This is a genomic window from Schaalia cardiffensis F0333 (assembly GCF_005886435.1).
Lineage (GTDB): Bacteria > Actinomycetota > Actinomycetes > Actinomycetales > Actinomycetaceae > Pauljensenia > Pauljensenia cardiffensis.
This window is the reverse complement of the sequence record NZ_CP040505.1, coordinates 1,336,311-1,359,791: the sequence shown is the minus strand read 5'-3', so window position 1 is coordinate 1,359,791 and position 23,481 is coordinate 1,336,311. Positions and strand designations below refer to the sequence as shown.

The following is a 23,481-nucleotide window of genomic DNA, read 5'->3' as shown; positions in this document are numbered from 1 at the left end:
TGCGCGGGTTACAAAATTGGCTGTTGTGCGGGTTGTATGTGTGACCGGAGGCCTTGGCGTTGTGAGAAGTGGCCATGGACATGTGTAGACAGTATGTCTATACTCTATGTCTATGCCGCTGATGCGATTTTCCCGTTTACCTGAACACAAGCAAGCTGCGCTGCTGGATGCTGCAGAAATCCGCCTTGCTCAAGCCGGGCGCGTCCCCGTTTCGTGGAACGAGCTGCTCGAAGCGATGCAGTTGCCGAGGGCGTCGGCCTACACCTACTTCGATGGCCGCGAAGACCTTGTAGACACCCTCATTCGGCGGGTCACCGAACGTTTAGGCACCTCATTAGGGCAATGGGAAACAGTCGAAACGCAGGAGGAACTGTGGGAGCAGTGGGAATGCTCCGTTCAAAGAGCGCTCCGTTTCCTGAGTGAACATCCCTCGGCCGGTACGATTCTGCGAACCTACCTGATACCATCTCGGATTCCTGTTATTCGAGAGTGGATCCTCACCGCCTTCGACAACGCTCGTGCGATTGGGATGGTCAATGATGACCTGCCGCGCGATCTTGTCGCCGACTCAACGCTCGCCCTACTGGGAGTACTCGACGCCTGGGCCATTGAACAGGTCGAATCCCAGGGCGAATACCCCGACTTCTCCACCGTGCACGCATTGATCTCACGCCTTTGGGGGGAAAAGTGAAAACTGTCATATCCAATGTTCGTTTGATCGATGGCACCGGGCGCGCTGCCCGAGACGGAATGACGGTGGCTATCGAGGGAGGCCGCTTCACCCGCATCACGCCTTCCAAGGTGAGCATCGCCCAAGCCCAGCGCATCGACGGTACAGGAAAGGCCCTTATTCCGGGGCTGATCGACGCGCACAAACACATCATGAATAACGGCGGCGATCACATGGCCGTCGGCCTCACCCCTCGGGGCGTCTTCGACAACCTCGCCACAATGCTCAGAGGCGGAGTGACGACGATCCTCGACCTGGGATCGGCCGATATCATCCATGTCCTACGACACGCCCCCGTTGTGCGGCCAAGGATCCACACCGCTATCTCCATCGTCACCAACCCGGGCGGGTACCCCGCTGAATACATGCCGAGGCGTTTCTACCGGATGGGAGCGGTACGCGAATGCCAGAGCCCGGCGCAAATCCGCCGAACCGTCCGGCGGCTGGCGCGGGTGGGAGTCTCGGCCATTAAGACCGCCGTCGTATCGCGCACTTTTGACGGCAAGCCGGTGCGCGGGTGGTCGGATGCCCAATTGAATGCTCTCACTGACGAGGCCCACCGTCATGGGCTGATGGTTTGCGCACATCTCACCTACGCAGCTGACTACGTCCAGGCCGCCAGGTGCGGGGTCGATAGTGTGCATCATGCCGCCTTCGATGGTGTGATCACTGATCGGGTAGCTGATGAGCTGATCGAAGCAGGAGTCGTTTTCGTTCCGACCTTGAGTTTGGCGAGTCTCTTGATCGATGGCATGCAATATCGTTGGTGCGACGACCCCCAGTTCACCGCTGGACTGCCGCCTGCGCTCGTGCGCAATATGCGCGAGTTCACGACGCACTATGAGCAGTGCCCGCCGGATGAGCCCGTGCCTGGCTTCTTCGTGTCTCTTCCTAAGAGAGAGTGGGAGGCAGTTCCGGAGAACCAGCTGCGCAATGTTGCGAAGTACATCGAACGAGGTGGAACTATCGCTCTTGGGACGGATTCGGCGCTCGGGTTCTCCCTTCATGGCACGCCGGTGCGGGAAATGGAACTCATGGTTGAAGCGGGGCTCAATACCGTCGAGGCCATTCAAGCTGCGGGGCAGAATGCGGCGCGGGTGTTCTCCCATAAGGAGAACATCGGCACCATTACGCCGGGAGCTTTGGCCGATTGTCTCCTCGTGCCCGCTGAAATCACCGCATCAATGACTCATTTGGCTGATATCTCGACTGTGATCCAAGGTGGGAAAGTCATCCGTTAGAAGCAACGCACGGTACTACTCCGGCTGAAATCAACTGTTGCGCGGGTGACATGCGCGACCGGAGGGCGACTCCGCTGGATCTGCAGGCGTCGAAGCCGCCTACGCGCCTATCTTGTGCGGGTGGAGATCTCGGCGTCGCGCGCGATCGCAGCTTCGACGGCGCTGATCAGGCACGTCGACATGCCCTGCGCTTCAGCGGCGAGCAGCCCCGCGATCGTCGTGCCCCCGGGTGAGCAGACCCTATCGATGAGCTCGGAGGGAACCGTGCCCTGCTCGGAGGCCTCGAGGACGAGGTCGGCCGAGCCCGCGAGTGCCTGAGCGGCGATTGCAACGGAGACCTCCTTCGTCAAACCGTGCTTCACCCCCGCCCTGGCTAAGGCCTCGATGATCTGGAAGACCCACGCGGGAGAGCATCCTGCGAGGGCCTGGAAAGCAGGGAAGTCCTTCTCCTCAATACGGATCGAACGACCCACCTTGTTCATGAGAGCCTCGACCGCAGCCACCTGCTCCTCGGATGCGCCTAAGGAGCAGATCGCGCTCATCGAGCGGCCGATCTGCGCGTTCACGTTCGGCATAACGCGGATGATCGGTACGGCCGCGCCGAAGTCCTTCGCGATCGACTCCACGGTGCGTCCGGCGGCGAGGGAAACGACGCACATTTCGGGGCGCTCGCGGACGATATGCGCGATCATCTTGATGACCGCGCTTTGCACATGGGGTTTCACGCCGAGGACGAGGATGTCGACTTGGTGGGCGAGGGAACCATTGGAGGAGGCGACGCTTGCGCCGAGCTCGGCTGCGAGCGCGGGAGCGTGGACCCCGTGAGCGTCGGTGAAGAGGAAGTCCGAAGCGTTCATTCCGGCTGCGACGCCACCTCTGGCGATGGCGGCGACCATGGCACCTGAACCGATGAATCCGATGCGCATGATGGGGTCCTTCCTGGTTGAGGGAGCGATATGAGAGCTCGGACACACCCTAGTACGTGCATGCTCGGTGGCGCACAGGCGTCCACGAGCGGAACTGGCGGAGACTTTAGCGGCGACGAGTCCCGAAAACGGAACGGGTGATCTCCGAGCCCGCAGTCCGAAGCACTTGGCCGATCACGGATTCAACCTGCTTCGCACGACGCTCGGACTTGCGTTGCCTTTCGGCCTCCGCCTTCTCGCGGGCCCGCTCCTCGGCCCGTTCTGCCCGTTCCTTCTCCTTGGCGAGAGCCCGTTCGAGGGCGGCTCGCTCCTTCTCCTCTTGCTTCGCCTGCATCGCCGCTGCCTTTTCCGCTTCGAGGAGCTCTCTCTTTTCCGCTTCGAGTCGAGCCTTTTCAACCTCGGCCTCTTCGATGCGCTGCATGAGCTTTTCTTGCGCGGAATCGGGATTCACTGCGGTCGAGTACTTCGAAGCGATCGGGGAAGCGGACAGGGTCAGGGCCAGGGTCTGCGCAGAGGCCGGACCCATGAGGGAGACGGGCGCCCACATGGAGGTCGGAGACACGGGGGTCGGTGTGCCGTGCTCGTTGAGAACCGTGACGACCGCTTGACCGGTGCCGAGGTTCGTCAGGATCTCCGCAAGATCAAGGGAGGTGTTCGGGAAGGTCTGAACACTCGCTTTGAGGCGCTTTTGTTCATCGGGGGTGAGTGCGCGAAGCCCGTGCTGAATCCGCGAAGAGATTTGGGCGAGGACATCGGCGGGAATGTCCTTCGGGGTTTGAGTCACGAAGACGACGCCAACTCCTTTTGAACGGATGAGGCGCACGGTTTGAACGACTTGGCGGATGAACTCTTTCGTCGCATCCGCGAAGAGGAGGTGGGCTTCGTCGAAGAAGAACACGAGGCGCGGGCGCTCGAGGTCACCGACCTCGGGAAGTGTGGAGTACAGGTCGGCGAGGAGCCACATGATGAGTGCGGACACTAATGCGGGACGCTGGGAGATGTCTCCGACGCCGAGGAGAGAGATCACGCCTCGCCCCTCGGGGGAAAGACGGAGGAGATCATGGGTGTCGAAGCTGGGAGCGCCGAAGAATTGTTCGGCCCCCTGAGATTCGAGGACCGTCAGAGCCCTCAGGATGACACCCGCGGTGGCCTTCGAGACTCCGCCGATGTTCGCAAACTCGGGGGATCCTTCCTCGGAGGTGAGGAAGGAGATGACTGTGCGCAGATCCGGAAGGTCGATGAGTTCGAGTTGCTCTTTGTCGGCCCAGGCGAAGATGAGCTGGAGGGCCTGTTCTTGCGTGGAATTGAGGCCAAGTGCTCGCGCCAGGAGGAGGGGGCCGAAATCGCTGAGGCTTGTACGAATCGGAATGCCCGTGAATTGGTTTTTCGCATCACCGAGGGTGAGCAGATCGATCGGGAAGGAGTCGGGGGTCCAGTCTTGACCATTTGCCGAGGTGCGGGCGAGGAGTTTTTCGGAGGAGGCGCCCTTCTCGGCGAGGCCGCTCAAATCGCCCTTCACATCGCACAACAGGACCGAAGAGCCCGCTGCGGATAGGCCCTCACTGAGGAGTTGAAGAGTGCGGGTCTTGCCCGTCCCAGTCGCTCCGGCGACCAGGAGGTGACGGTTGAACATTGAAAGGGGCATCTTCGTGGTCGTGCCGACAACGCGCGTCGTGCCGTCGAGAAGAGTGCCGATCGTGATCGAGGGGGTGGAGAAGTCGTAGGCCCGGCGGATCTCATCAATGAAAGCCGAGGACGAGGGAGAAGGATCCGATGAGGAAGCCTCTTGTGGTGAGGAGTCTTCTGCGGATGACTGTCCTTGGGAGGGGACTTGTGGCGCCGTTTCTTGTGGGGAAGGTTCTTGTGGGGAGGACTGTGCGCCCGCCGGATCGGGCTCACCAAGCGAATCGGACCCTGCAGCGCTGATAGCTTCGAGTTTGAGGCGCAGCGCCTCCGCCTGCGCACGCGCCGCCTCGGCTTCCGCTTGTTTCGCCCGGGCCTCGGCCTCGGCGAGTTGAGCCTTGAGATCGTCGATGTTCTCGCTCATTGCGTCCCTTTCCCGGGCGTCTTCGCACCGTTGTGAACATCGTAGGGGGAGGAAGCGTCATGTGCGCTCCCCCAGACAGAATCCAAGAGCGCAGGACACTACCATCCACATGCGCAGGAGGTCGACATCCCCGATCCACAACGACAGATGACTTCAGGTGAAGCTGAAGGAAACACCCCCTAGCGTCACGGCATGGACCTTCTCAGGAGGCTACGGCTGAAACGCTTGACCCGCGCGGTCTACAGCGCGAAGGAGTGTGCTGCGCGCGAACGCCCAGAACGCGTCATCAGGCTCCTCCCTTCGCCTTTATCTGCCCTCGCCCTCGTCCTTCTCCTCCTTGTGCTCGCAGTTTTCGGCATCGTGCGCGCACAAATCCCGGGAAACGCCCACGCCATCGAATCGGCGAGCGACTCACGGCAAGAGCCAGAAGATGAGCAGAGCGGCCTCCGCATGGATGAGGAGTACGGGAGAGGCGGAACGCAGAAGGACACGGATGCGGAAGGGAGGGAAAGCTCGGAAGCCTCCGGCTCCGCATCATCCCTGCCACGTGGAGGGAAAAAAGACACTCCTCTTCTCATCATTCACGTCGCCGGGGCGGTTGGCGACCCGGGCGTCGTGCACGTCCCCGCAGGCTCTCGAGTCATTGACGCCCTCAACGCCGCCGGAGGAGCCCTGCACGAGGCGAACCTCGACGCCGTGAACCTCGCGCGACCAGTGAACGACGGGGAACAAATCCTCATCCCGACAATCGGGGATCTGGGGACGAACGCACTCGGAGGAACGCAGGCCTCCGCACACCCCCAGGGTGCCTCCGCCTCTTCATGCGTGGACATTAGAACCGCCGATGCTGCGGCTTTCGAAACCCTCGACGGGATCGGGCCGAAGCTCGCACAAAGGATCATCTCCTTTCGCGAATCCTCCGGCCCCTTCGAATCGGTCGAAGATTTGGACGCCGTCCCCGGGATCGGACCGGCCCTGCTGGCGCGTCTGCGTGAAGGAGTCTGCCAATGAGCTCCACCGAGCACGCGGCCATCCCGATCATGATGGATTGGCGCCTGTTCCCCGCAGCCTTGACGACATGGGCGTGCACCTGGTGGGCGGTGTCCAGGTCGTGGGGATGGGCGCATAGTCTCCTCATCCTCGGCTTGTTCATCGTTGCAGCCGCTTCGACTCATTCCCTACGCTCCACACCCCGAGTAGGAGGACGCCACCAGCTCACACCTGCAGGTTCCATCAGAAGCGCCCTCCTCGCTCTCGCAGCGGCCGGCTTGGCGGCGCTCGCGGTCGGTGGACTCGCCTGCGCCTCCTTCCAATCGTGTGAGGCGAATGAGGCGGCCACGAGGGGAGCACTCATCACCCTGAATGGCCGCGTCGACGCGGACCCCAAGAGTTCACACGGCTCTTTCGGGGCGAGGAAAGAACAGGTGAATATCACGATCCTCAGCGTCGGGAAAGAGGAACTCCCTTCGCCTCCTGTGCGCCTCATGCTCCGAATATCGGGCGGACACGAGCTCTACCGCGGTGACATTGTGAGAGTCAGAGGCCTCATCGATCCCACTTTCCCCGGCGCCCTGCCCTATGCGGGGAGCATGAGTACGACTCCGGTTCTTCTGGAAAGACCGGGTGGTTATGTGGGCATCACGAGGCGATTCCGTCTCCACCTCGAAAGGGCTGTTGAAGGGCTTGACGATCAGGGCCGGGCCCTCGTCCCGGGAATGGCGATCGGGAATGACCGAGCGATGAGTGAAGAATTGGAAGAGGCATTCCGTGCGTCCAGTTTGAGTCATTTGACCGCAGTGTCGGGCTCCCACATGGCGATCGTCCTCTCAAGTGTCCCACTCCTCCTGCCCAGGAGCCGACGCGCAAGAATCTTCGGGGCGCTCACGGTCCTCGTCCTCCTCGTCATGGTGGTCGGCCCGACTCCGGCGGTCATGCGAGCTGCCGTGACGAGCACAGCGGGAATCCTCGGACAGGCCCTGTCGCGCGGAGGACAGGGCCTTGCCGCACTGAGCCTGACAGTCCTCGTCATTGTGCTCCTCGACCCTTGGGCGGTCAGAGATTTCGGCTTCGCCTTGTCCGTTTGCGCGACCTTCGCAGTGGTCGTTCCCGCTGCGGCCTGCCGGAGATGGGGCAAGAAACACCTGAAAGTCAAGAGCCGAGTGGGACGCTTCTTCAATCGTCTCTTCGAGCTCGTGTGCGTGTCGGCTTGGTGTCAGATCATGACGATTCCGATCCTGCTCCTGCTCGACCCGGCCTTCCCCGTCTATTCCCTCGCTGCGAATATTGCCGCGGCTCCCGCTGTTGCGCCGGCGACCCTCCTCTCCCTGAGCGCCGCGCTCGCCGCTCCCTTTTCGCTCCAGGCCGGAAAGGTCCTAGCGGTCCTCGCTTCTTATGCGACCGCCTGGATCGCGAAGGTTGCGCTCGTCTTCTCCTCCCTCCCAGGAGCGAGGAGCGAGCCGAAGGACCTGATCGGGGTGGTGCTGATCGCATTGGTTTTGGGCGTCGGTGTCGTGATTTTCCGCTTGTTTCGAGTACGAGCGCGTAATGCCTGGGGGACGTGCGACACTTGAGGTCGCATTCGAGGGAAGGGATTTCATGGCGGCACCCAGAGGGAAGAAGATTCCTGTCCCAGTCGAGCTCGCGCCGGTGGTCCTCATCAAAGGCAAGGAGGGCCTGCTCATCGACCGGGCTATGGCCACGCTGCGCGCTCAGGCCTATGAACAGGACCCAAATCTGGAGCGCAGCGATGTGCAGGCTTCGAACTATCAGGCCGGTCACCTGGACGTCCTCACTTCCCCTTCGCTCTTCGGTGAAGCGCGCCTCATTCTCATTCCTGAGCTTGAACAGATGACGGGCGCCCTGGCTGATGACCTCCTTGAGTATGTGTCCTCTCCGGCGCCCGATGTGTGGATCATCGCCATCCACCCGGGCGGCAATGCTGCGGGCAAAAGAGTCGTCGAAGCGATCGCGAAAGCCGGATTCCCCGTTATCTCGGCCGAGGAGATCAAGAATGACCGCGACAAGCTTGAGCTCATCAAAGAGGAAGTCCGCAGCGCTCATCGCAGGATGAACGCGGACGCGATGCAGGCGATCGTTGACGCGCTCGGATCTGATTTGCGTTCAATGATGGCGGCGGTCAATCAGCTCCTCACAGATGTCGAGGGAAATGTGACAGTGGAAGATGTGCGCCGCTATCACGCCGGTCGGATCGAAGCGAGTGGTTTTGATGTCGCAGATGCCGTGATCGCAGGCGATGCGGCGAGGGCCCTCACTTTGCTGCGTCACGCTTTTGCAACAGGTGTCGAGGGGATTCCGATTGTCGCGGCCATTGCGATGAAGATTCGCGCTATGGCGAAGGTATCGGCATCGGGGACGGGCAAAGGACTTGGCATGGCCCCCTGGCAGATTGATCGTGCGAGGCGCGAACTGCGCGGGTGGAGCGACCCTTCTCTCGCAGGGGCGATCAAGGCACTGGCCTTGGCTGATGAGGAGTTGAAGGGCGCGTCGAAGGATCCTCAGCGGGCTGTTGAAAAGGCCGTCATCACCCTGTGTCGTCTTCACTCGAGACCTTGAGTGGCGCTGGGCGCTGAAGGACGCTGGGCCTTGTGGGGCACAGGTGCCCAAGGGTGAGAGCCGGAAGTGAAACGGCGTTCACGACAAGAGCTGGAGAGTGCTGATAACGCAGGCGGGCCGCCCCGATCGGGGCGGCCCGCCTAGCACAAGAGGCTGGATTCAGCCGAGCTTGGAGACGCGTCGGGCAAGCTTGGACTTGCGGTTCGCGGCCTGGTTCTTGTGGATGACACCCTTCGAGACGGCCTTGTCGAGCTTGCGGGAAGCGGCCCTAAGGCACTCAACCGCTGCTTCCTTATCGCCGGCCTCGACAGCCTCGCGGGTCTTGCGAACGAGCGTCTTGAGCTCGGACTTCACAGACTGGTTGCGTAGGCGGCGCTTCTCGTTGGTGCGGATCCTCTTGATCTGGGACTTGATGTTTGCCACGGTAGGAAAACTCCTTGACAGATTGAAAATGCTGGGTCGGTGAGGGCTGTGTCAGAACCGGGACTAGGACGTGGGGACATCCGCAAACGGTTCAGACCAGACCCCCTGCCCGACCGGGCTGGGAGTCCGACTGACAAGATTACCAGCGTCGCAGACGCGCACGCTAATCACTGAAGGCTCGCGGCGCGTGAATGCGCTCACTTCACGCCTCGTACATTCTCCTGTCTTCACGTCGGGGACGAGTCGCGTTCCCGGTGATGGGGCCACAGCTCTCAGGTGCGAAAGCGGCTGTAGCCGATCCACAGAAGCGCCGGGCGCCTCGCCTATCCACAGCTTCGAGCTCCCTGCCTCGACGAGACAGATGAATCCACGGACAGTGGAGTCACGGCACAGACACACAGCGCCCTGGGCGCTTGGCGAAGAGGAATGAGCATGAGCATGAAAACGGGATCGCCCACGAATGCCGCCACAACACAAGACCAGGAAGAAACCTCCGCCCCTCGGATCAGCCCGGAGCAGGCGGGGATTGAAATGGCGCTCGACCTTGCTTCGAAAGGAGACCTCGAGGGTGCACTTCAACTCGGCCGGGTTCTTCTCGACGAGCTTGAGGAAAGCGAGGAGCCCCTCGCTCGTATGGCTTTCTATCGCCTCCTCGTCGAGTGGAGCTCACAGCTGGAACGACCAATGGACTGCAAGAAATTCGCGTCGCGCGCTGTTCAATGGGGATCGAGGACGCTGGGGGAGACTTCACAAGCAGTGCTGATGGCGCGCAACTCCGAGCTCTACTGGATGTGCGAGGTCGGCTACGACCGCCTTGCCGCACGGCGATTCCCCGCTCTACTCGAGGACGTGAGCCGCGCGCTCGGAGCGGATTCAGAACTGGCATGGGCAGTGAGGGTGAACTCCGCGATGCCCCTCAAAGCCTCAGGAGACTTCGAAGGTGCGAGCATGCTCTACCGCGAGCTCATCGTCGACATGGCGAGAATACTGCCCGCCGATGACGTCCTGCTCATGACGGTTCGCGACAACCTCGCCGAAGTACTGGAATTGGCCGGCCACTACGGGGAGGCCAAAGTGATATTCGATTCCCTGCTCGAAGAGGCGAAGCGCCTATGGGGCGGAGAGGATCCGAGGGTCTTGAGGATCCGCACTGAAATTGCGCGCCTGCGTTTCCTCCTTGGGGACGAGGAAGGGGCGGTAGAGGAATGGAAGGAACTCGGAGAGCTCAGTACGCGCCTTCTGGGGCGCCACCATCCGCGCAGCGTCCAGATCTTCTCCCTCCTTTTAGCGGCAGCCCTCGACCTCGAGGATGAGGAGATGGTGAAAGAAGTTGCTGAGCGCTTCATCTCCGATCCACCCCCGGAGTTCGATGCTCTGGATCTGGAGGGTTTTGCTTTGCTACTCGGCGAAGAGGCGGTGCGCAAGAGCGTGCGCATTCGCGGTGCCGGGCGAAGCGGGGAAGAAGACGGGATAGTGTCCTGATGGGAGCAGCACGCAGATAGACAGGAGTCGGAGGCCGGAGAGGAATCGGGACTCGAATGGGAGTCGGGGGCTCGGAGGGAAGCCAGTGTCTGGAGAGGAGTCGAGGCCTGGAGGGGAGTCGGGGGCTCGGAGGGGAGTCGAGGTCTGGAGGGGCGTCAAGGCCCCGGATGTGCCCGACTTCGCCCCAAGGCAGTTGGCGCCGGTAGCGGGGATGATGGGACGATGGAGAGGCTAATTCGATGGAGGTTGATGTGCCGATCCCTACGCCCACTCAAGTTGAGTCGATTCGACCTGCTCACACCGAGCAGAGCCGCATCCGAAACTTCTGCATCATCGCGCACATCGATCACGGCAAATCGACGCTCGCGGACCGCATGCTCCAACTCACCGGGGTCGTTGAACAGCGCGACATGCGCGCCCAATACCTTGACCGCATGGACATTGAGCGTGAACGCGGAATCACGATCAAATCCCAGGCCGTGCGCATGCCCTGGGCGCTCGGTGATGAAGCCTACGCGCTCAACATGATCGACACACCCGGGCACGTCGACTTCACCTACGAGGTCTCCCGTTCCCTTGCGGCCTGTGAAGGAGCTGTCCTCCTCATCGACGCCGCTCAAGGCATCGAGGCACAAACCCTCGCGAACCTGTATCTCGCAATGGAGAACGACCTGGCGATCATCCCGGTCCTCAACAAGATCGACCTGCCCGGCGCCCAGCCCGAGAAATACGCGGCCGAGGTCGCTGCTCTCATTGGTTGCGAGGAGGACGAAGTCCTCAAAGTCTCGGGCAAGACCGGCGAAGGCGTCTGCGAACTCCTCGACCGCATCGTCGAGGTCGTGCCCGCCCCCACGGGAAACCCGGATGCCCCGACCCGCGCAATGATCTTCGACTCCGTCTACGACACCTACCGCGGCGTCGTCACCTACGTCCGAGTCGTCGACGGTCGTCTCTCCACACGCCAGCGAGTCAAGATGATGTCGACGATGGCAAGCCACGAGCTGCTGGAAATCGGCGTCATCTCCCCAGAACCCACCCCCGCTGAGGGCATTGCCGCAGGCGAGGTCGGATACCTCATCACCGGTGTGAAGGACGTGCGCCAATCCAGGGTCGGCGACACCATCACCTCCCACATCGCCGGAGCGCAAGAACCCCTCGTCGGCTACCAAGACCCCAAGCCGATGGTCTTCTCCGGCATCTACCCGGTCGACGGCACCGACTTCCCGAACCTGCGCGACGCCCTCGAACGTCTCCAGCTCAATGACGCGGCCCTCACTTTCGAACCCGAATCCTCCGCGGCCCTGGGCTTCGGCTTCCGCTGCGGCTTCCTCGGCCTGCTGCACCTGGAGATCATCCGCGAGCGCCTCGGACGCGAGTTCGGCCTCGACCTGATCGCGACCGCACCGAACGTCGTGTACACGGTGAAAGCAGAAGACGGCGAGGAGATCCGCGTCGAGAACCCCTCAGCTTTCCCGGAGGGCAAGATTTCAGAGGTGCGTGAGCCCCTCGTGGACGCCACGATCCTCACTCCAACGGACTTCACCGGCACAGTCATGGAACTGTGCCAAGAGCGCCGCGGCACGATGAAGGGCATGGACTACCTGTCCGAAGAGCGCGTCGAGCTCCATTATTCGATTCCGATGGCGGAGATCGTGTTCGACTTCTTCGACCAGTTGAAGTCGAGGACCCGCGGATACGCTTCCTTGGACTACCAGGAGAATGGGGAACAGGTCGCTGATCTTGTGAAGGTCGACATTCTCTTGAATGGTGAGCGCGTCGATGCTTTCAGCGCGATCGTCCACAAGGACGCGGCCTACGGCTACGGTCAGAAGATGACGAAGCGCCTGAAGGAACTCATCCCCAGGCAGCAGTTCGAGATCCCCGTTCAGGCTGCGGTGGGTGCGCGCGTGATCGCCAGAGAAACCATCAAAGCCCTGCGCAAGGACATGCTCGCCAAGTGCTACGGCGGCGACATCTCCCGTAAGCGCAAGCTCTTGGAGAAGCAGAAGGAGGGCAAGAAGCGCATGAAGTCGATCGGGCGTGTCGATGTCCCTCAGGAGGCCTTCATCGCGGCCCTCACTTCTGATGTTCCGAGCGGGAAGAAGTGAAGGGCGTGTCCGAGCGAGCTTCTTTGCGTTCCGGTGGGGCGAAGGCAGGTGAGGTCTTCCTCGCGCGAACGAAGTCCTTCACCCGCCGCAGCCGTGAGCTTCCTGCGAATCTTCAACGCACCTGGGATGAGCACGCTTCGCACTATGTCATTGAGGTCGAGCGCGGCCTGGGCTATACGACTGTCGCCGATTCCGTGCACTTCGACCCCGAGAAGCTGTTCGGCCGCCGATCCCCGCTGACCATTGAAATCGGTTCGGGTACGGGAGAACAGATCGTTGAGGCGGCCCGCACTCACCCGGATCGCGACTACCTCGCCTTCGAAGTCTGGGTCCCCGGCATCGCGAAGCTCATCTCGAAGGCCGTCGGAGCGGGGGTGGAGAACATTCGAGTCGTCGAGGCCGATGCCCAGCTGGCCCTGCCGATCGTTTTCGACGAGGCCATCGCCCAGGAGGTATGGACCTTCTTCCCCGACCCTTGGCGCAAGGCCCGCCACCACAAGCGCCGTCTCGTCTCCGCTGATTTCGCGCCCGAGGTTGCGCGCGTCCTCGAAGATGGGGGACTGTGGCGTTTGGCGACCGACTGGGATGATTACGCCTGGCAGATGCGTGACGTGATCGAGGGGTGTGAGCTTTTCGAGAATCCCTACGAGGGCGAACGCCCCGACCCGAATGACCCCGAACCCTTGCGCGGCGGATTCGCGCCACGCTTCTCGGGTCGTGTCGAAACGCACTTCGAGACCCGGGGAATTGATGCTGGGCGAAGAGCCCACGACCTCGTCGCCGTGAGGCTTCCACGTGAAGGCGCCTCTTCGGAGGATGAGTGAGCCCCGCTTCGCCGGAGGGGAGCGCTTGGCCAGAAGACGGGAGCCTCGAGGCCGCCCTGGCTGAAAGGGACTCGTGTCGGCCCCTGAGCCTGTACGTCCACGTCCCCTTCTGTTCGGTGCGTTGCGGCTACTGCGATTTCAACACCTACACGACCGGGTTTGGCCCGGGCGCCGCCCCCGGTGACTACGCGCCCTCGATCCTCGCCGAGGCCCGGCTCGCCACCCGGATCCTCGCCGATGCCGGATGGGCGCCACGAGCGGCGTCAACGGTGTTCCTCGGCGGGGGAACGCCGACATTATTGGCAAGTAGTGAGCTCGCCCGGATCCTCGACCATCTGCGTTCCACTTTCGGAATCGCTGAAGACGCGGAGGTTACCGTTGAGGCGAACCCGGATTCGATTGACGCTCAAGGTCTTGAAGAACTTCGCGCCGCCGGGGTGACGCGAGTGTCTTTCGGCATGCAATCCGCCGTGCCCTCCGTTTTGGCGACCCTTGATCGCACGCATGATCCCGAGCGTGTGCCGATCGTCGTCGAGGCGGCGAAGGATACGGGCCTTGATGTTTCCCTCGACCTCATTTATGGGGCGCCGGGTGAGAGTCTTGAGGATTGGAGACGCTCTGTCGAGGTGGCGATCGGATTGTCGCCCGATCACATCAGCGCTTACGCCCTCGTCATTGAAGAGGGAACGAAGATGGGGCGCATGCTTTCCCGCGGCGCCATACCCGAGCCCGACTCTGATGAGGAGGCCGCGAAATACGAGCTTGCGGATGCCATGCTCGCTCAAGCCGGATACCGCTGGTACGAGATTTCCAACTTCGCCAGAGCCCAGCGCGGTGAGGACGACATGGTAGCGAGCGAGCTTCGTTACGCCTCGAAGCACAATCTTGCCTATTGGAGGGACTGTGACTGGTGGGGTCTGGGTCCTGGAGCCCATTCTCATGTGGGCCGCTACCGCTGGTGGAACCTTAAACATCCCCGAGCCTATGCGAGCAGAGTATCGGCGGGCATGAGTCCGGCAGCCGCCGGGGAGATCCTCGACGCTGATTCGCGCAGTCTCGAGAAAGTCATGCTCGCCGTGCGCACCGCTGAGGGGCTCGCGATCGCGGATGTCCCCAATCCGCAGGCCATCGACGATTTGAGCGCCGAAGGACTGATTGAGAAGAAGGCGGTGCTGGACTCTCGGATCGTCCTCACCCTTCGCGGAAGGCTCCTCGCGGACGCAGTGACGCGTCGACTCATGGGGTTCTAAAGGCGGCACCTCACGGCCCTGTCGACATCGCGGACAGGGGACGTCTCGCCGACGGGGCGTCTCGCCGATAGGCGCCGTTCAGAGCTGCGTCGGCCTTGTCGTGAGGCCGCATCGTAGCTTGCCCCCAGCGGCCCTTGAAGAGGGTTCTTCCCAGCCGGTGTAGGCTTTTTCGGGATAGTTCACAAGAAGAGAGCCATCAATGTCTTGTCCACAAACAGAGTCGACCGGAGTCTCCATCAGGGAGTTGACGATTCGCGGAATCGTCATCGGCGGCATGATCACCATCATCTTCACAGCCGCGAATGTCTACCTCGGCCTCAAGGCCGGCCTGACCTTCGCGACCTCGATCCCGGCGGCCGTCATCTCGATGGCGATTCTCCGCTACTTCAAGGACCACAGCGTCCAAGAGAACAACATCGTCCAGACCATCGCTTCTGCGGCGGGAACGCTATCCGCGATCATCTTCGTCCTCCCCGGTCTCGTCATGATCGGCTGGTGGCAGGGCTTCCCGTACTGGCAGTCCGTCGCCGTGATCGCCTTGGGCGGAGTCCTCGGCGTCATGTACTCGATCCCCCTGCGCAGGGCCCTCGTCACCCACTCCGATCTGCCATACCCCGAGGGCGTCGCCGCAGCCGAAGTTCTGCGAGTCGGCGACTCCACTGAGGGTGAGGAGGAGTCGCGTCGGGGTCTCCTTGCGATCATCAAGGGCGCAGTCACCTCCTCGGGATTCGCGATCCTTAGCTCTGCCAAGGCCGTGGGCACTGAGATCGGCACCGTCTTCACAGTCGGCGCCGGCGGCACCATGGCTTCCGCATCCTTGTCCTTCGCTCTCCTGGGTGTCGGCCACCTCGTTGGCATCGCTGTCGGCATCGCCATGATCGTCGGCCTGCTCATTTCCTACGGCGTGCTCCTCCCGATGCGCAGCTGGGGCTTGGTGGGCGACCCCGCGAGTGCGTCTGAACTCGTCTCAACGATCTTCCGTTCCGAGGTTCGCCTCATCGGCGCCGGAGCGATCGCCGTCGCGGCCGTGTGGACGCTCCTCAAGCTCCTCGCCCCGATCATCGGCGGGATCCGCGACTCTCTCGCCTCCTCCTCGAAGCGCGCTTCCGGAGAGGTCCTCCCCCTCAGTGAGCAGGATCTGTCCGGCAAAGTCGTCATCGGCGTGACGATCGGGTCCATGCTTCCGATCGGAGTGCTGCTGTGGCTGTTCCTCAAGGACACTCCACTCGTGCACCATTGGATCGGGCTCGTCCTCGTGTCGATTCTTTTCATTCTCATCACAGGCCTCGCAGTCGCCTCGGTCTGTGGATACATGGCCGGTCTGATTGGCGCATCGAACTCTCCGATCTCCGGTGTCGGCATCCTCGTGGCCATCGCTGCGGCCCTCGTGGTGAAGGCCGTTCACGGCACGATCACCGGCGATGAGCTCTCCGTCCTCGTGGCGTACACGCTCTTCACCGCGGCGCTCGTCTTCGGCATTGCGACGATCTCGAATGACAACCTGCAGGATCTCAAGACCGGGCAGCTCGTCGGGGCAACCCCCTGGAAGCAGCAGCTCGCCCTCATCATCGGCGTCGGCTTCGGCGCGATCATCATCCCGCCGGTCCTCAACCTCATGCACAGGGCCTTCGGCTTCCAGGGCGCTCCCGGTGCCGGGCAGAACGCTCTCGCCGCCCCTCAGGCATCCCTGATCTCCGACCTCATCAAGGGCGTCTTCGGCGGCGACCTCAACTGGGGCCTCCTCGGAACCGGCGCTCTCATCGGCATGATCGTCATCATCATCGATGAGGTCTTCAAACGCGCCACGAAGAGACTCTCCCTGCCCGGTCTTGCCGTCGGCATGGGCATGTACCTGCCAATGGCGATCACCATTGTGATCCCGATCGGCGCACTCCTGGGCCTCCTGCACGACCAATGGGCCGAGCGCCAGACAGATCCGGAGAAGGCCAAGCGCATGGGCACTCTCGTCGCGACGGGCCTCATCGTCGGCGAGTCCCTCTGGGGCGTCGTCTATGCGGGCATCGTCGGCTTCTCCGGCAAGGACACGCCGCTCGCGCTCTTCGGCGAATCCTTTGCTACTCCGGCACAGTGGATCGGCACGATCCTCTTCGTCGCGGCCGCCACCTACCTGTACAAGGATATGCGCTCGAAGGCGAAGGCCCACTGATCGAGGGCCCGTTCCCCGCATGATCCTCGCGCCTCCCGGCTCCCCACCAGGGGAGCCGGGAGTTTCCTTTCGGCTTTCGGGCTAGAGGGCGCCAAGGCCGCTACAGTGTCTGGGTGGCTTCCGACTTCTTCGACCCCTACGGCTCTGATGTGTTGAGCAATGACCCCCATCGTGAGGGGCCGAATGCGATCCGCCCACGTTCGACCCGGGTGCACCTCGAAGTGGGAATGGTACTCGAGGACGTGGCGAGCTCATGGGTGGGCGCGGTCGTCCGCGTGGAAAAATCCGGGGGAGTACACCTGGTCGAACTCGAAGACCGCAGGGGGCGGACTCGTTCTTTCCCCTTGGGTGCGGGGTTCTGGCTCGAGGGGCGCCCCATCATTGCCCTCCCGCCTCGTCCTACACCAATGGAACAGGCGAAGAATGCCTCCGGGCTCACCACTGCGAGGGGGCGGGCACTGACCAACTCCGGTTCGATCGCGGCTCCTAAGTCGGCTGCCAGAGTCGCCAGGGCCTCCAGGATCTGGGTTGAGGGACGTCATGACGCCGAACTCGTTCAGCACGTGTGGGGTGATGATCTCGCAGAAGCGGGTGTTGTCGTTCAACTCCTCGAAGGCGTCGACAAGCTCGAAGAGGTCCTTGAAGTTTTCGGCCCGAATGATCGGGTTCGTGCTGGCGTCCTCGTTGACCATCTGGTCCCCGGATCGAAAGAATCACGAATCGCCGAGGCTGTGACTCGGCGCTGGCGGGAGGGCGTTCTCGTCCTCGGCCACCCCTATGTGGATATTTGGCAGGCGGTGAAACCCTCTCGTCTCGGCTTGGAGGCCTGGCCGCAGATTGAACGGGGAATCGATATCAAACACGGGACGCTTGAAGCACTCGGCTGGCCCCACGAGAACCAGGTGGATATCGCCATGGGCTGGAAGCGGATCTTATCGAGGGTGCGCAACTACAAGGACCTTGAGCCAGCGCTCCTTGGAAGAGTTGAGGAGCTCATCGACTTCGTGACCGCCCCGGGTCTTTCCTGAGCCCTGGGGCCGAAGCTGCGGGGCAGGAGTATTATTGGCACTCGGAAGTGATGAGTGCCAGGGCCTTGAGAATGCCCGCCCGGGAGCGCGAAGGAGGAAGCCCATGAGCGATGATCGCAGGCTCGACGTGCTGTGTGCGATCGTCTCCGAGTACGTTCACACGCGCGAACCCGTCGGCTCCAAAGTCATCGCCCAGCAGCACGACATCGGGGTCTCTTCTGCGACGATCCGCAACGACATGGCTCTCCTTGAGGAGGCAGGCCTCATCTACCAGCCGCATACGAGCGCAGGCAGAGTCCCCACCGATAAGGGCTACCGCGTATTCGTCGACTCTTTGGCCTCCGTCAAACCAATGAGCGGGCCAGAGCGTAACGCGGTCGAATCCTTCCTCACGGACTCTTGCGATATTGACGAGGTCGTCGCGAAGACCGTGCGCCTCCTCGCACAGGTCACACGTCAGGTCGCAGTCGTCGAATATCCAACACTCGTCCGTGAACGCCTGCGCAGGTGTGAACTCGTCGACCTCGGTCCGCGCCTGCTCGTCATTGTCGTCACCCTGAGCGGACACGTCGAAGAACGCATGCTTGAGTTCCCCGCTCCGCTCGCACCAGAGACGATCACCCTCCTGCGTGAACAACTCAACGCCCTGTGGGAGGGACGCTCCGCCGAGGAGATCCTGCCCCGCATCGACGAGGCCTTATCGGCGTGCCCTCCTGCGCAGCGCATGATCGCAGAGGCCGTGTGCACTGCCCTCGTGGACCTGCTCCAGGCGACGGGCGAATCGAGGATCGCGATCGCCGGAATGTCGAACCTGGCACGCGGGGCGATTGATTTTCGAGACATCGCGCCCCTGCTGGACGCCCTCGAAGAACAAGTCGTCCTCATGAGGCTCTTCGCCGAGCTCGGAGCCGACGATGACATCCACGTGTCGATCGGAACAGAGAACCCGCATGACGCCCTCATTGAGGCGAGCGTGGTCGCAGGAACTTATCGTTCCTTCGGACAATCAGGGGATGGACTCGCTCACCTCGGCATCGTTGGACCAACACGAATGGACTACGCTCGCACGATGTCCGCCGTAAGGGCCGTGGCCGCTTATCTCACGCGTTTCCTCGACCGATGAGCCCCACCCCTCCACATTCGGCACACCCCGCCCTCTTCAACCCGATCCAAGCAAGGAACGAATCCTGGTGAACGACTACTACGAGATCCTCGGTGTTACCCGCGACGCGAGTCAGGACGAGATTAAAAAGGCGTACCGCAAGAAGGCTCGCCAACTCCATCCCGACTATGCGGGACCGGAATCTGAGGAGGCCTTCAAGGAGCTGTCCATCGCCTATGAGGCCCTCTCCGACCCGGAGAAGCGTCGTCTCTACGATGCAGGAGGTGCGGATGCACTTCGTGGTGGCGCCTCCCCCTTCCAAGGCGCGGGTGGTTTTTCCGACTTCTTCGATGCGATGTTCTCAGGCTTTTCCGGCGCCTCCTCCGGACCGACCCCGCGCAGGAGGCGCGGAGCCGATCAGCTCATCGGCGTGGACATCACCTTGAAGGAAGCGGTTTTCGGCACTCAAAAGACAGTCTCTTTCGCCACCTATATCGAATGCGAGACCTGTCATGGTTCGATGTGCGCCGAGGGCACTCAACCGGTCACCTGCTCGAACTGCGGCGGTTCGGGCACGGTCACGCGGATCTCCAATACGATGTTCGGTCAGATGCAGTCACGCGCTGCCTGCGGGGCCTGCGGGGGCTATGGCACGATCATCTCTTCCCCCTGCCAGGAATGCGCTGGTCAGGGACGAGTTCGTTCACGCCGGAGCTATCCGATCGACATTCCCGCCGGCGTCACTGAGGGCACGCGGATCAGGGTTCCGAATAAGGCCGAGGTCGGTCCTGGTGGCGGTCCACAAGGAGACCTCTACCTGGAGATCCGCGAACTCACAGATGAGGTATTCGTGCGCCGCGGGGATGACTTGCACATGTGGACCACAATCCCGATGACCACGGCCGCTCTTGGTACCGACTTCATGTTGTCAACATTCGACGGGGAGCGCACGGTGACGATCCCCGCGGGCACTCAGCCCGGTGAAGAGATCATTCTCAAAGAGCTCGGCGTCGGACGCCTCCAACGTCCCGGACGCGGTAATCTCCACGTTCACATTGAAGTGGAGATCCCGAAGAAACTGGATGCGCGTTCGCGTGAACTCCTCGAAGAACTCGCGGCACTGCGCAAAGAAGGAAGGGTTGAACCCCAGCGTCGCGATCACTCGATGTTTGAAAAACTCAAAGAGAAGTTCGCCGGACAGTGACCAGGCCCGTCTTCTACTTCAGCGATCCTGCCAGCGAGCTTTCGCAGGTTCAGCCCGGCGAGGTGTTGCGCCTCGGAGCTGAGGAGGGACGACACGCGGCGACAGTTCGTCGGATCCGTGAGGGCGAGGGCCTTGATCTGGTCGACGGACATGGAACCCGAGCCCTGTGCGAAGTCGTCTCGGCTGATAAACAGGGACTCGATTGTCGTCTTCTCTCCCTCGAGTACGAAGAGGCCCCCCGCGTCCGACTCGTCCTCGTTCAAGCCCTGGCCAAGGGCGGACGCGATGAACAGGCGATTGAGATCTGCACGGCGATCGGCATTGACGGTGTCATCCCATGGCAATCGGATCGTACGATCGTGCGCTGGGCGGGAGCAAAGGCGAAGAAGGGGCGGGCGAAGTGGGAGAACACGGTGCGTGCCGCAGCCAAGCAGGCTCGTCGCGCCTGGGTTCCCCTCGTCGAGGACGTGGTCGATAGCCGAGGACTCCTTCAAGGTATTGAGACGCTCATCTGCCAGGGCGGACGCGCCTTCATCTGTCATGAAGAAGCAGTTGAGACGCTGAGCGTGCATTTGCGGACTCATCCGCTCACCGAATGCGAGCCTGGCGGTGAAATCTGGATCATCGTGGGACCCGAGGGCGGGATCTGCCCGGAGGAGACTTCAGCCTTTGAGCAGGCGGGGGCCGAGCTCATCGGCCTTGGTCGTAATGTTTTACGCTCATCGACTGCGGGCGCAGTGTGCCTGACCTTGCTGAGCGCGGCCCTCAATCGCCTCTGAGCGCGGGTTTCGAGGCTTCGAAACCCGCGTCCAGGTGCACGAGTGGAGCCTGCTTTCAGATGCAGGGGTGCCACCCGAAAGCCCCGCTGTTCAACAAGCCCCAGTACAAGAAGCCCCAGCAATGGGGACCAGGAGGAGCATACGAAGATCAGGACAAAGAACCCCTGATTGAGAAGGTCAAAGTATGCGAGTGCCCGGGCTCAAGCACAATGAGATCCTCATGAGAGTTGAAGGCGTTCGGCGGGCAGGTCATCGGCTCCACCGCAATGCCCTCGCGATCCAGGACCTCCGCCGTGTAAACCTGCACCCACTTCGCATCAGAACTCAAAGCAACACTCATGCCGCTTTCTGGGTCGCGGATCGTCACAGTCCATTCGCCTTCAGGCAAATCAGTGAAGGCATGATCAATGGTTAAATCGCCAAGAATGCGCGGCCGGGTGAAATCGCGTCCCATTTCAGCGACCGGGCGTTTGCCCACGGGGGTGAGCTTCTCGTCGACCTCGAGGATGCTCGTGGCAGGAATAGAGAGCTCATAAGAATCATTAGGGGCCCCGTTGAGAGTCACATACGGGTGGGAGGAGACCCCGTAAGGGGCGGCCTGAGTCCCAATGTTCTTCGTGTGCACGCTGACGCTCAGACCCGAATCCGCGTTCAGCGCATAGGTGACCCAGGTTTCGAGCGCCCAGGGATAGCCCTTACGGGGCGCAAGGAAAGCCCCGAGGGTCGCAGAGTCCTGATCCGCGTGAACGATGTCCCACTCCACCCAGGACATGAGGCCGTGGAGAGCAGCCCCCGTTGAACGCTCAGTGCGATCGACCTCGTAACGCGCCCCATTCCACTCATAGGTGGAATCCGCGATGCGATTGGGCCAGGGGAGGAGCATTTTGCCCAGATGACCCGCAGGGATCTCCTCAACACTGTGGGGAATGACGAGATCGTGGCCCGCGAGCGACAATCCCGCCAGGCCAGCACCGACGGTGACGATCCTGGCCCGATAATCGCCGGATTCAAGAACGATCTCACGGCCGGATGCGCTGCGCGTGCTCATGGGGACTCCTTCATCGGTAAAACTTCTCAGCGCCCCATTTTAGGGCGCTCGAGGCCCACTCACCGCCTGGCACGCACGGCAGGTAGCATCGGGGAGAACCCCACAAGGGTACTCGTGTACGGAAGGACTGTGCTGACTCAATGGCTCTGATCGATGAACTAGACTCTGCTCGTCTCGACGCGCTCTTTGCGAGCACCGGTGATGAGGCGAGCCGTATCGCACGCAATGCGGTGACCAATGCCGGGATTGATGCGGCTTGCCTTGACCGTGCGAAAGTCGTGGGAACGCCCACTGTGATGTCCCATCGCCTCGATCAGTGGAAGGCGACCTCGCAGAAGAAGTCGGGACGCTGCTGGCTGTTCTCTTCACTCAATCTTTTGCGCGATACGACGCGCGAGCGCATTGGGGTGAAAGACTTCGAGTTCTCCCAGAACTATGTGTTGTTCTTCGACAAATTGGAGCGCGCGAACTATTTCCTCAGGGACATGGTCGCATGCGCCTCCGAGCCTGTGGATTCTCGCCTCGTGCAATTCCTCTTATCGGAGGTTTTAGGTGACGGCGGCCAGTGGGATATGGCGGTCTCTCTCTACCAGAAGCACGGGCTGGTCCCCAAGGAGGCGATGCCTGAGACACAGTCCTCTTCGAATACTTCTCGGATGAATACACGCCTGCAGGTTTTGCTGCGCCGCAGCGCCCTCGAGGTGCGCGAGCTCCTCGCCTCCGGCGCCTCGCCAGAAGAGGTCGAGGCCTTGATCTCCACGGTCCTCGATGCCGTGTGGCGCATCCTCGTGATCTGCCTGGGGGAGCCTCCGCGTTCCTTCGACTGGGAGTGGCGCGATGATGCGGGAGAATTCCACCGTGACGGGACCGTGACCCCGAAGGAGTTCTTTGATCGTTATGTCGGTGTTGACCTGAGCGAATACGTGTGCCTCGTGGATGATCCTCGTCGCGCACACGCCAAAGGGCAGGCGCTCACGGTCGAGCATCTGGGCAATGTCATCGGAGGGCGACAGATCCGCTACATCAATACCGAGATGGCGACGATCAAGAAGATCGCCTCGCGGATGATCGCCCGAGGTGAGCCGGTCTGGTTCGGCGCGGATGTTTCCCAGCAGTCCGAGCGCGATCTTGGTCTGCTCGTCGAGGAGCTGCACGACTATTCGGGACTCTTCGGCGTCGACTTGAAGACAACGAAGGAGCAGCGCGTCCTCAGTGGCGAGTCCGCGATGAATCACGCCATGCTCTTCACCGGAGTCGATATCGACGAGGACGGGCACCCGCGCCGTTGGCGCGTTGAGAATTCCTGGGGCGAGGACGTGGGGGAGAAGGGGTTCTTCACCATGGATGACGCCTGGTTCAGCGAATACGTCTTTGAGGTCGTCGTGAAGATCAGTGAGCTGCCAGATGAGCTCAGGCCCGCTGTGACCTCCGAGCCCCTAGTCTTGCCGGCGTGGGATCCGATGGGGACTCTCGCCTGATCGCTCGCGATGTGCGCTCTCATGTGTGCTCGTCGCTTCGAGGCGTGTGCGAGCACAGGGGAGTACCTGAG

General features: G+C 61.9%; 20 protein-coding genes. 15 read left to right on the top strand and 5 right to left on the bottom strand.

Annotated elements, in window-relative coordinates:
* Positions 1 to 112 precede the first annotated feature (112 nt).
* Together FFA61_RS05680 and FFA61_RS05675 are read left to right on the top strand one after the other, a co-directional pair.
* On the top strand, positions 113 to 691 hold the full coding sequence (locus tag FFA61_RS05680) for a TetR/AcrR family transcriptional regulator (RefSeq protein ID WP_040314175.1): 579 nt from the start codon (positions 113 to 115) through the stop codon (positions 689 to 691).
* A 65-nt stretch (positions 692 to 756) separates the two neighbouring features.
* Complete coding sequence (locus FFA61_RS05675) at positions 757 to 1,971, top strand: amidohydrolase family protein (RefSeq protein WP_175406557.1); 1,215 nt, start codon at positions 757 to 759, stop codon at positions 1,969 to 1,971.
* A 107-nt stretch (positions 1,972 to 2,078) separates the two neighbouring features.
* Here FFA61_RS05675 and proC read toward each other — a convergent pair whose 3' ends face one another.
* Together proC and FFA61_RS05665 are read right to left on the bottom strand one after the other, a co-directional pair.
* Entirely contained in the window at positions 2,079 to 2,897 is an 819-nt protein-coding gene (gene proC, locus FFA61_RS05670; protein WP_005964428.1) for a pyrroline-5-carboxylate reductase, read from the bottom strand.
* 106 nt (positions 2,898 to 3,003) lie between these two features.
* Complete coding sequence (locus tag FFA61_RS05665) at positions 3,004 to 4,944, bottom strand: helicase HerA-like domain-containing protein (RefSeq protein ID WP_005964425.1); 1,941 nt, start codon at positions 4,942 to 4,944, stop codon at positions 3,004 to 3,006.
* Positions 4,945 to 5,136: 192 nt separating this feature from the next.
* Between FFA61_RS05665 and FFA61_RS05660 the strand changes: the two genes are divergently transcribed.
* From FFA61_RS05660 to holA, 3 genes are read left to right on the top strand one after another with little or no spacing between them, the layout of a single operon-like run.
* On the top strand, positions 5,137 to 5,955 hold the full coding sequence (locus FFA61_RS05660; protein WP_005964422.1) for a ComEA family DNA-binding protein: 819 nt from the start codon (positions 5,137 to 5,139) through the stop codon (positions 5,953 to 5,955).
* Entirely contained in the window at positions 5,952 to 7,514 is a 1,563-nt protein-coding gene (locus FFA61_RS05655; RefSeq protein ID WP_005964419.1) for a ComEC/Rec2 family competence protein, read from the top strand. The genes FFA61_RS05660 and FFA61_RS05655 overlap by 4 nt, the downstream gene beginning before the upstream one ends.
* Positions 7,515 to 7,539: 25 nt before the next feature.
* The gene (gene holA, locus FFA61_RS05650) at positions 7,540 to 8,517 is read left to right on the top strand and encodes a DNA polymerase III subunit delta (protein ID WP_040314358.1); all 978 of its coding nucleotides are present in this window, start codon (positions 7,540 to 7,542) and stop codon (positions 8,515 to 8,517) included.
* Positions 8,518 to 8,676: 159 nt separating this feature from the next.
* Here holA and rpsT read toward each other — a convergent pair whose 3' ends face one another.
* A complete protein-coding gene (gene rpsT, locus FFA61_RS05645; protein WP_005964416.1) occupies positions 8,677 to 8,940 on the bottom strand; it encodes a 30S ribosomal protein S20 in 264 nt (87 codons plus the stop codon).
* A gap of 432 nt (positions 8,941 to 9,372) precedes the next feature.
* Between rpsT and FFA61_RS05640 the strand changes: the two genes are divergently transcribed.
* The 4 genes from FFA61_RS05640 to hemW all read left to right on the top strand — a co-directional run bounded on the left by FFA61_RS05640 (position 9,373) and on the right by hemW (position 14,604).
* Positions 9,373 to 10,422, top strand: a complete 1,050-nt coding sequence (locus tag FFA61_RS05640) for a tetratricopeptide repeat-containing protein (protein ID WP_040314171.1) — start codon at positions 9,373 to 9,375, stop codon at positions 10,420 to 10,422.
* A gap of 239 nt (positions 10,423 to 10,661) precedes the next feature.
* Positions 10,662 to 12,530 (top strand): translation elongation factor 4, encoded by a 1,869-nt coding sequence (gene lepA / locus FFA61_RS05635; RefSeq protein WP_005964414.1) that lies wholly within the window; start codon positions 10,662 to 10,664, stop codon positions 12,528 to 12,530.
* Entirely contained in the window at positions 12,527 to 13,354 is an 828-nt protein-coding gene (gene trmB, locus FFA61_RS05630) for a tRNA (guanosine(46)-N7)-methyltransferase TrmB (protein ID WP_005964413.1), read from the top strand. Before lepA ends, trmB begins: the two co-directional genes overlap by 4 nt.
* Complete coding sequence (hemW, locus tag FFA61_RS05625; protein WP_005964410.1) at positions 13,351 to 14,604, top strand: radical SAM family heme chaperone HemW; 1,254 nt, start codon at positions 13,351 to 13,353, stop codon at positions 14,602 to 14,604. Before trmB ends, hemW begins: the two co-directional genes overlap by 4 nt.
* Positions 14,605 to 14,682: 78 nt before the next feature.
* Here hemW and FFA61_RS09190 read toward each other — a convergent pair whose 3' ends face one another.
* Positions 14,683 to 14,871 carry a hypothetical protein gene (locus FFA61_RS09190; protein ID WP_165544467.1) on the bottom strand — a complete coding sequence of 63 codons (189 nt, stop codon included), beginning with the start codon at positions 14,869 to 14,871 and terminating at the stop codon, positions 14,683 to 14,685.
* Between FFA61_RS09190 and FFA61_RS05620 the strand changes: the two genes are divergently transcribed.
* The 5 genes from FFA61_RS05620 (at position 14,804) to FFA61_RS05600 (ending at position 20,884) form a co-directional block, all read left to right on the top strand.
* Positions 14,804 to 16,771 (top strand): OPT family oligopeptide transporter, encoded by a 1,968-nt coding sequence (locus tag FFA61_RS05620; RefSeq protein ID WP_005964406.1) that lies wholly within the window; start codon positions 14,804 to 14,806, stop codon positions 16,769 to 16,771. The two genes, FFA61_RS09190 and FFA61_RS05620, sit on opposite strands and share 68 nt — an antisense overlap.
* Before the next feature lie 227 nt (positions 16,772 to 16,998).
* Entirely contained in the window at positions 16,999 to 17,799 is an 801-nt protein-coding gene (locus FFA61_RS05615; RefSeq protein WP_040314354.1) for a DUF3097 family protein, read from the top strand.
* A 103-nt stretch (positions 17,800 to 17,902) separates the two neighbouring features.
* On the top strand, positions 17,903 to 18,922 hold the full coding sequence (hrcA, locus tag FFA61_RS05610) for a heat-inducible transcriptional repressor HrcA (RefSeq protein ID WP_005964400.1): 1,020 nt from the start codon (positions 17,903 to 17,905) through the stop codon (positions 18,920 to 18,922).
* Between the two features lie 67 nt (positions 18,923 to 18,989).
* Positions 18,990 to 20,105, top strand: a complete 1,116-nt coding sequence (dnaJ, locus tag FFA61_RS05605) for a molecular chaperone DnaJ (RefSeq protein WP_005964397.1) — start codon at positions 18,990 to 18,992, stop codon at positions 20,103 to 20,105.
* Entirely contained in the window at positions 20,102 to 20,884 is a 783-nt protein-coding gene (locus tag FFA61_RS05600; RefSeq protein WP_005964395.1) for a 16S rRNA (uracil(1498)-N(3))-methyltransferase, read from the top strand. The genes dnaJ and FFA61_RS05600 overlap by 4 nt, the downstream gene beginning before the upstream one ends.
* A 148-nt stretch (positions 20,885 to 21,032) precedes the next feature.
* On the opposite strand, the gene FFA61_RS05595 is transcribed toward FFA61_RS05600, so the two are convergent.
* Positions 21,033 to 21,932 (bottom strand): aldose-1-epimerase, encoded by a 900-nt coding sequence (locus FFA61_RS05595; RefSeq protein WP_005964392.1) that lies wholly within the window; start codon positions 21,930 to 21,932, stop codon positions 21,033 to 21,035.
* 140 nt (positions 21,933 to 22,072) lie between these two features.
* Here FFA61_RS05595 and FFA61_RS05590 point away from each other — a divergent pair, with 140 nt between their 5' ends.
* Entirely contained in the window at positions 22,073 to 23,410 is a 1,338-nt protein-coding gene (locus tag FFA61_RS05590; protein WP_005964389.1) for a C1 family peptidase, read from the top strand.
* Positions 23,411 to 23,481: the final 71 nt, after the last annotated feature.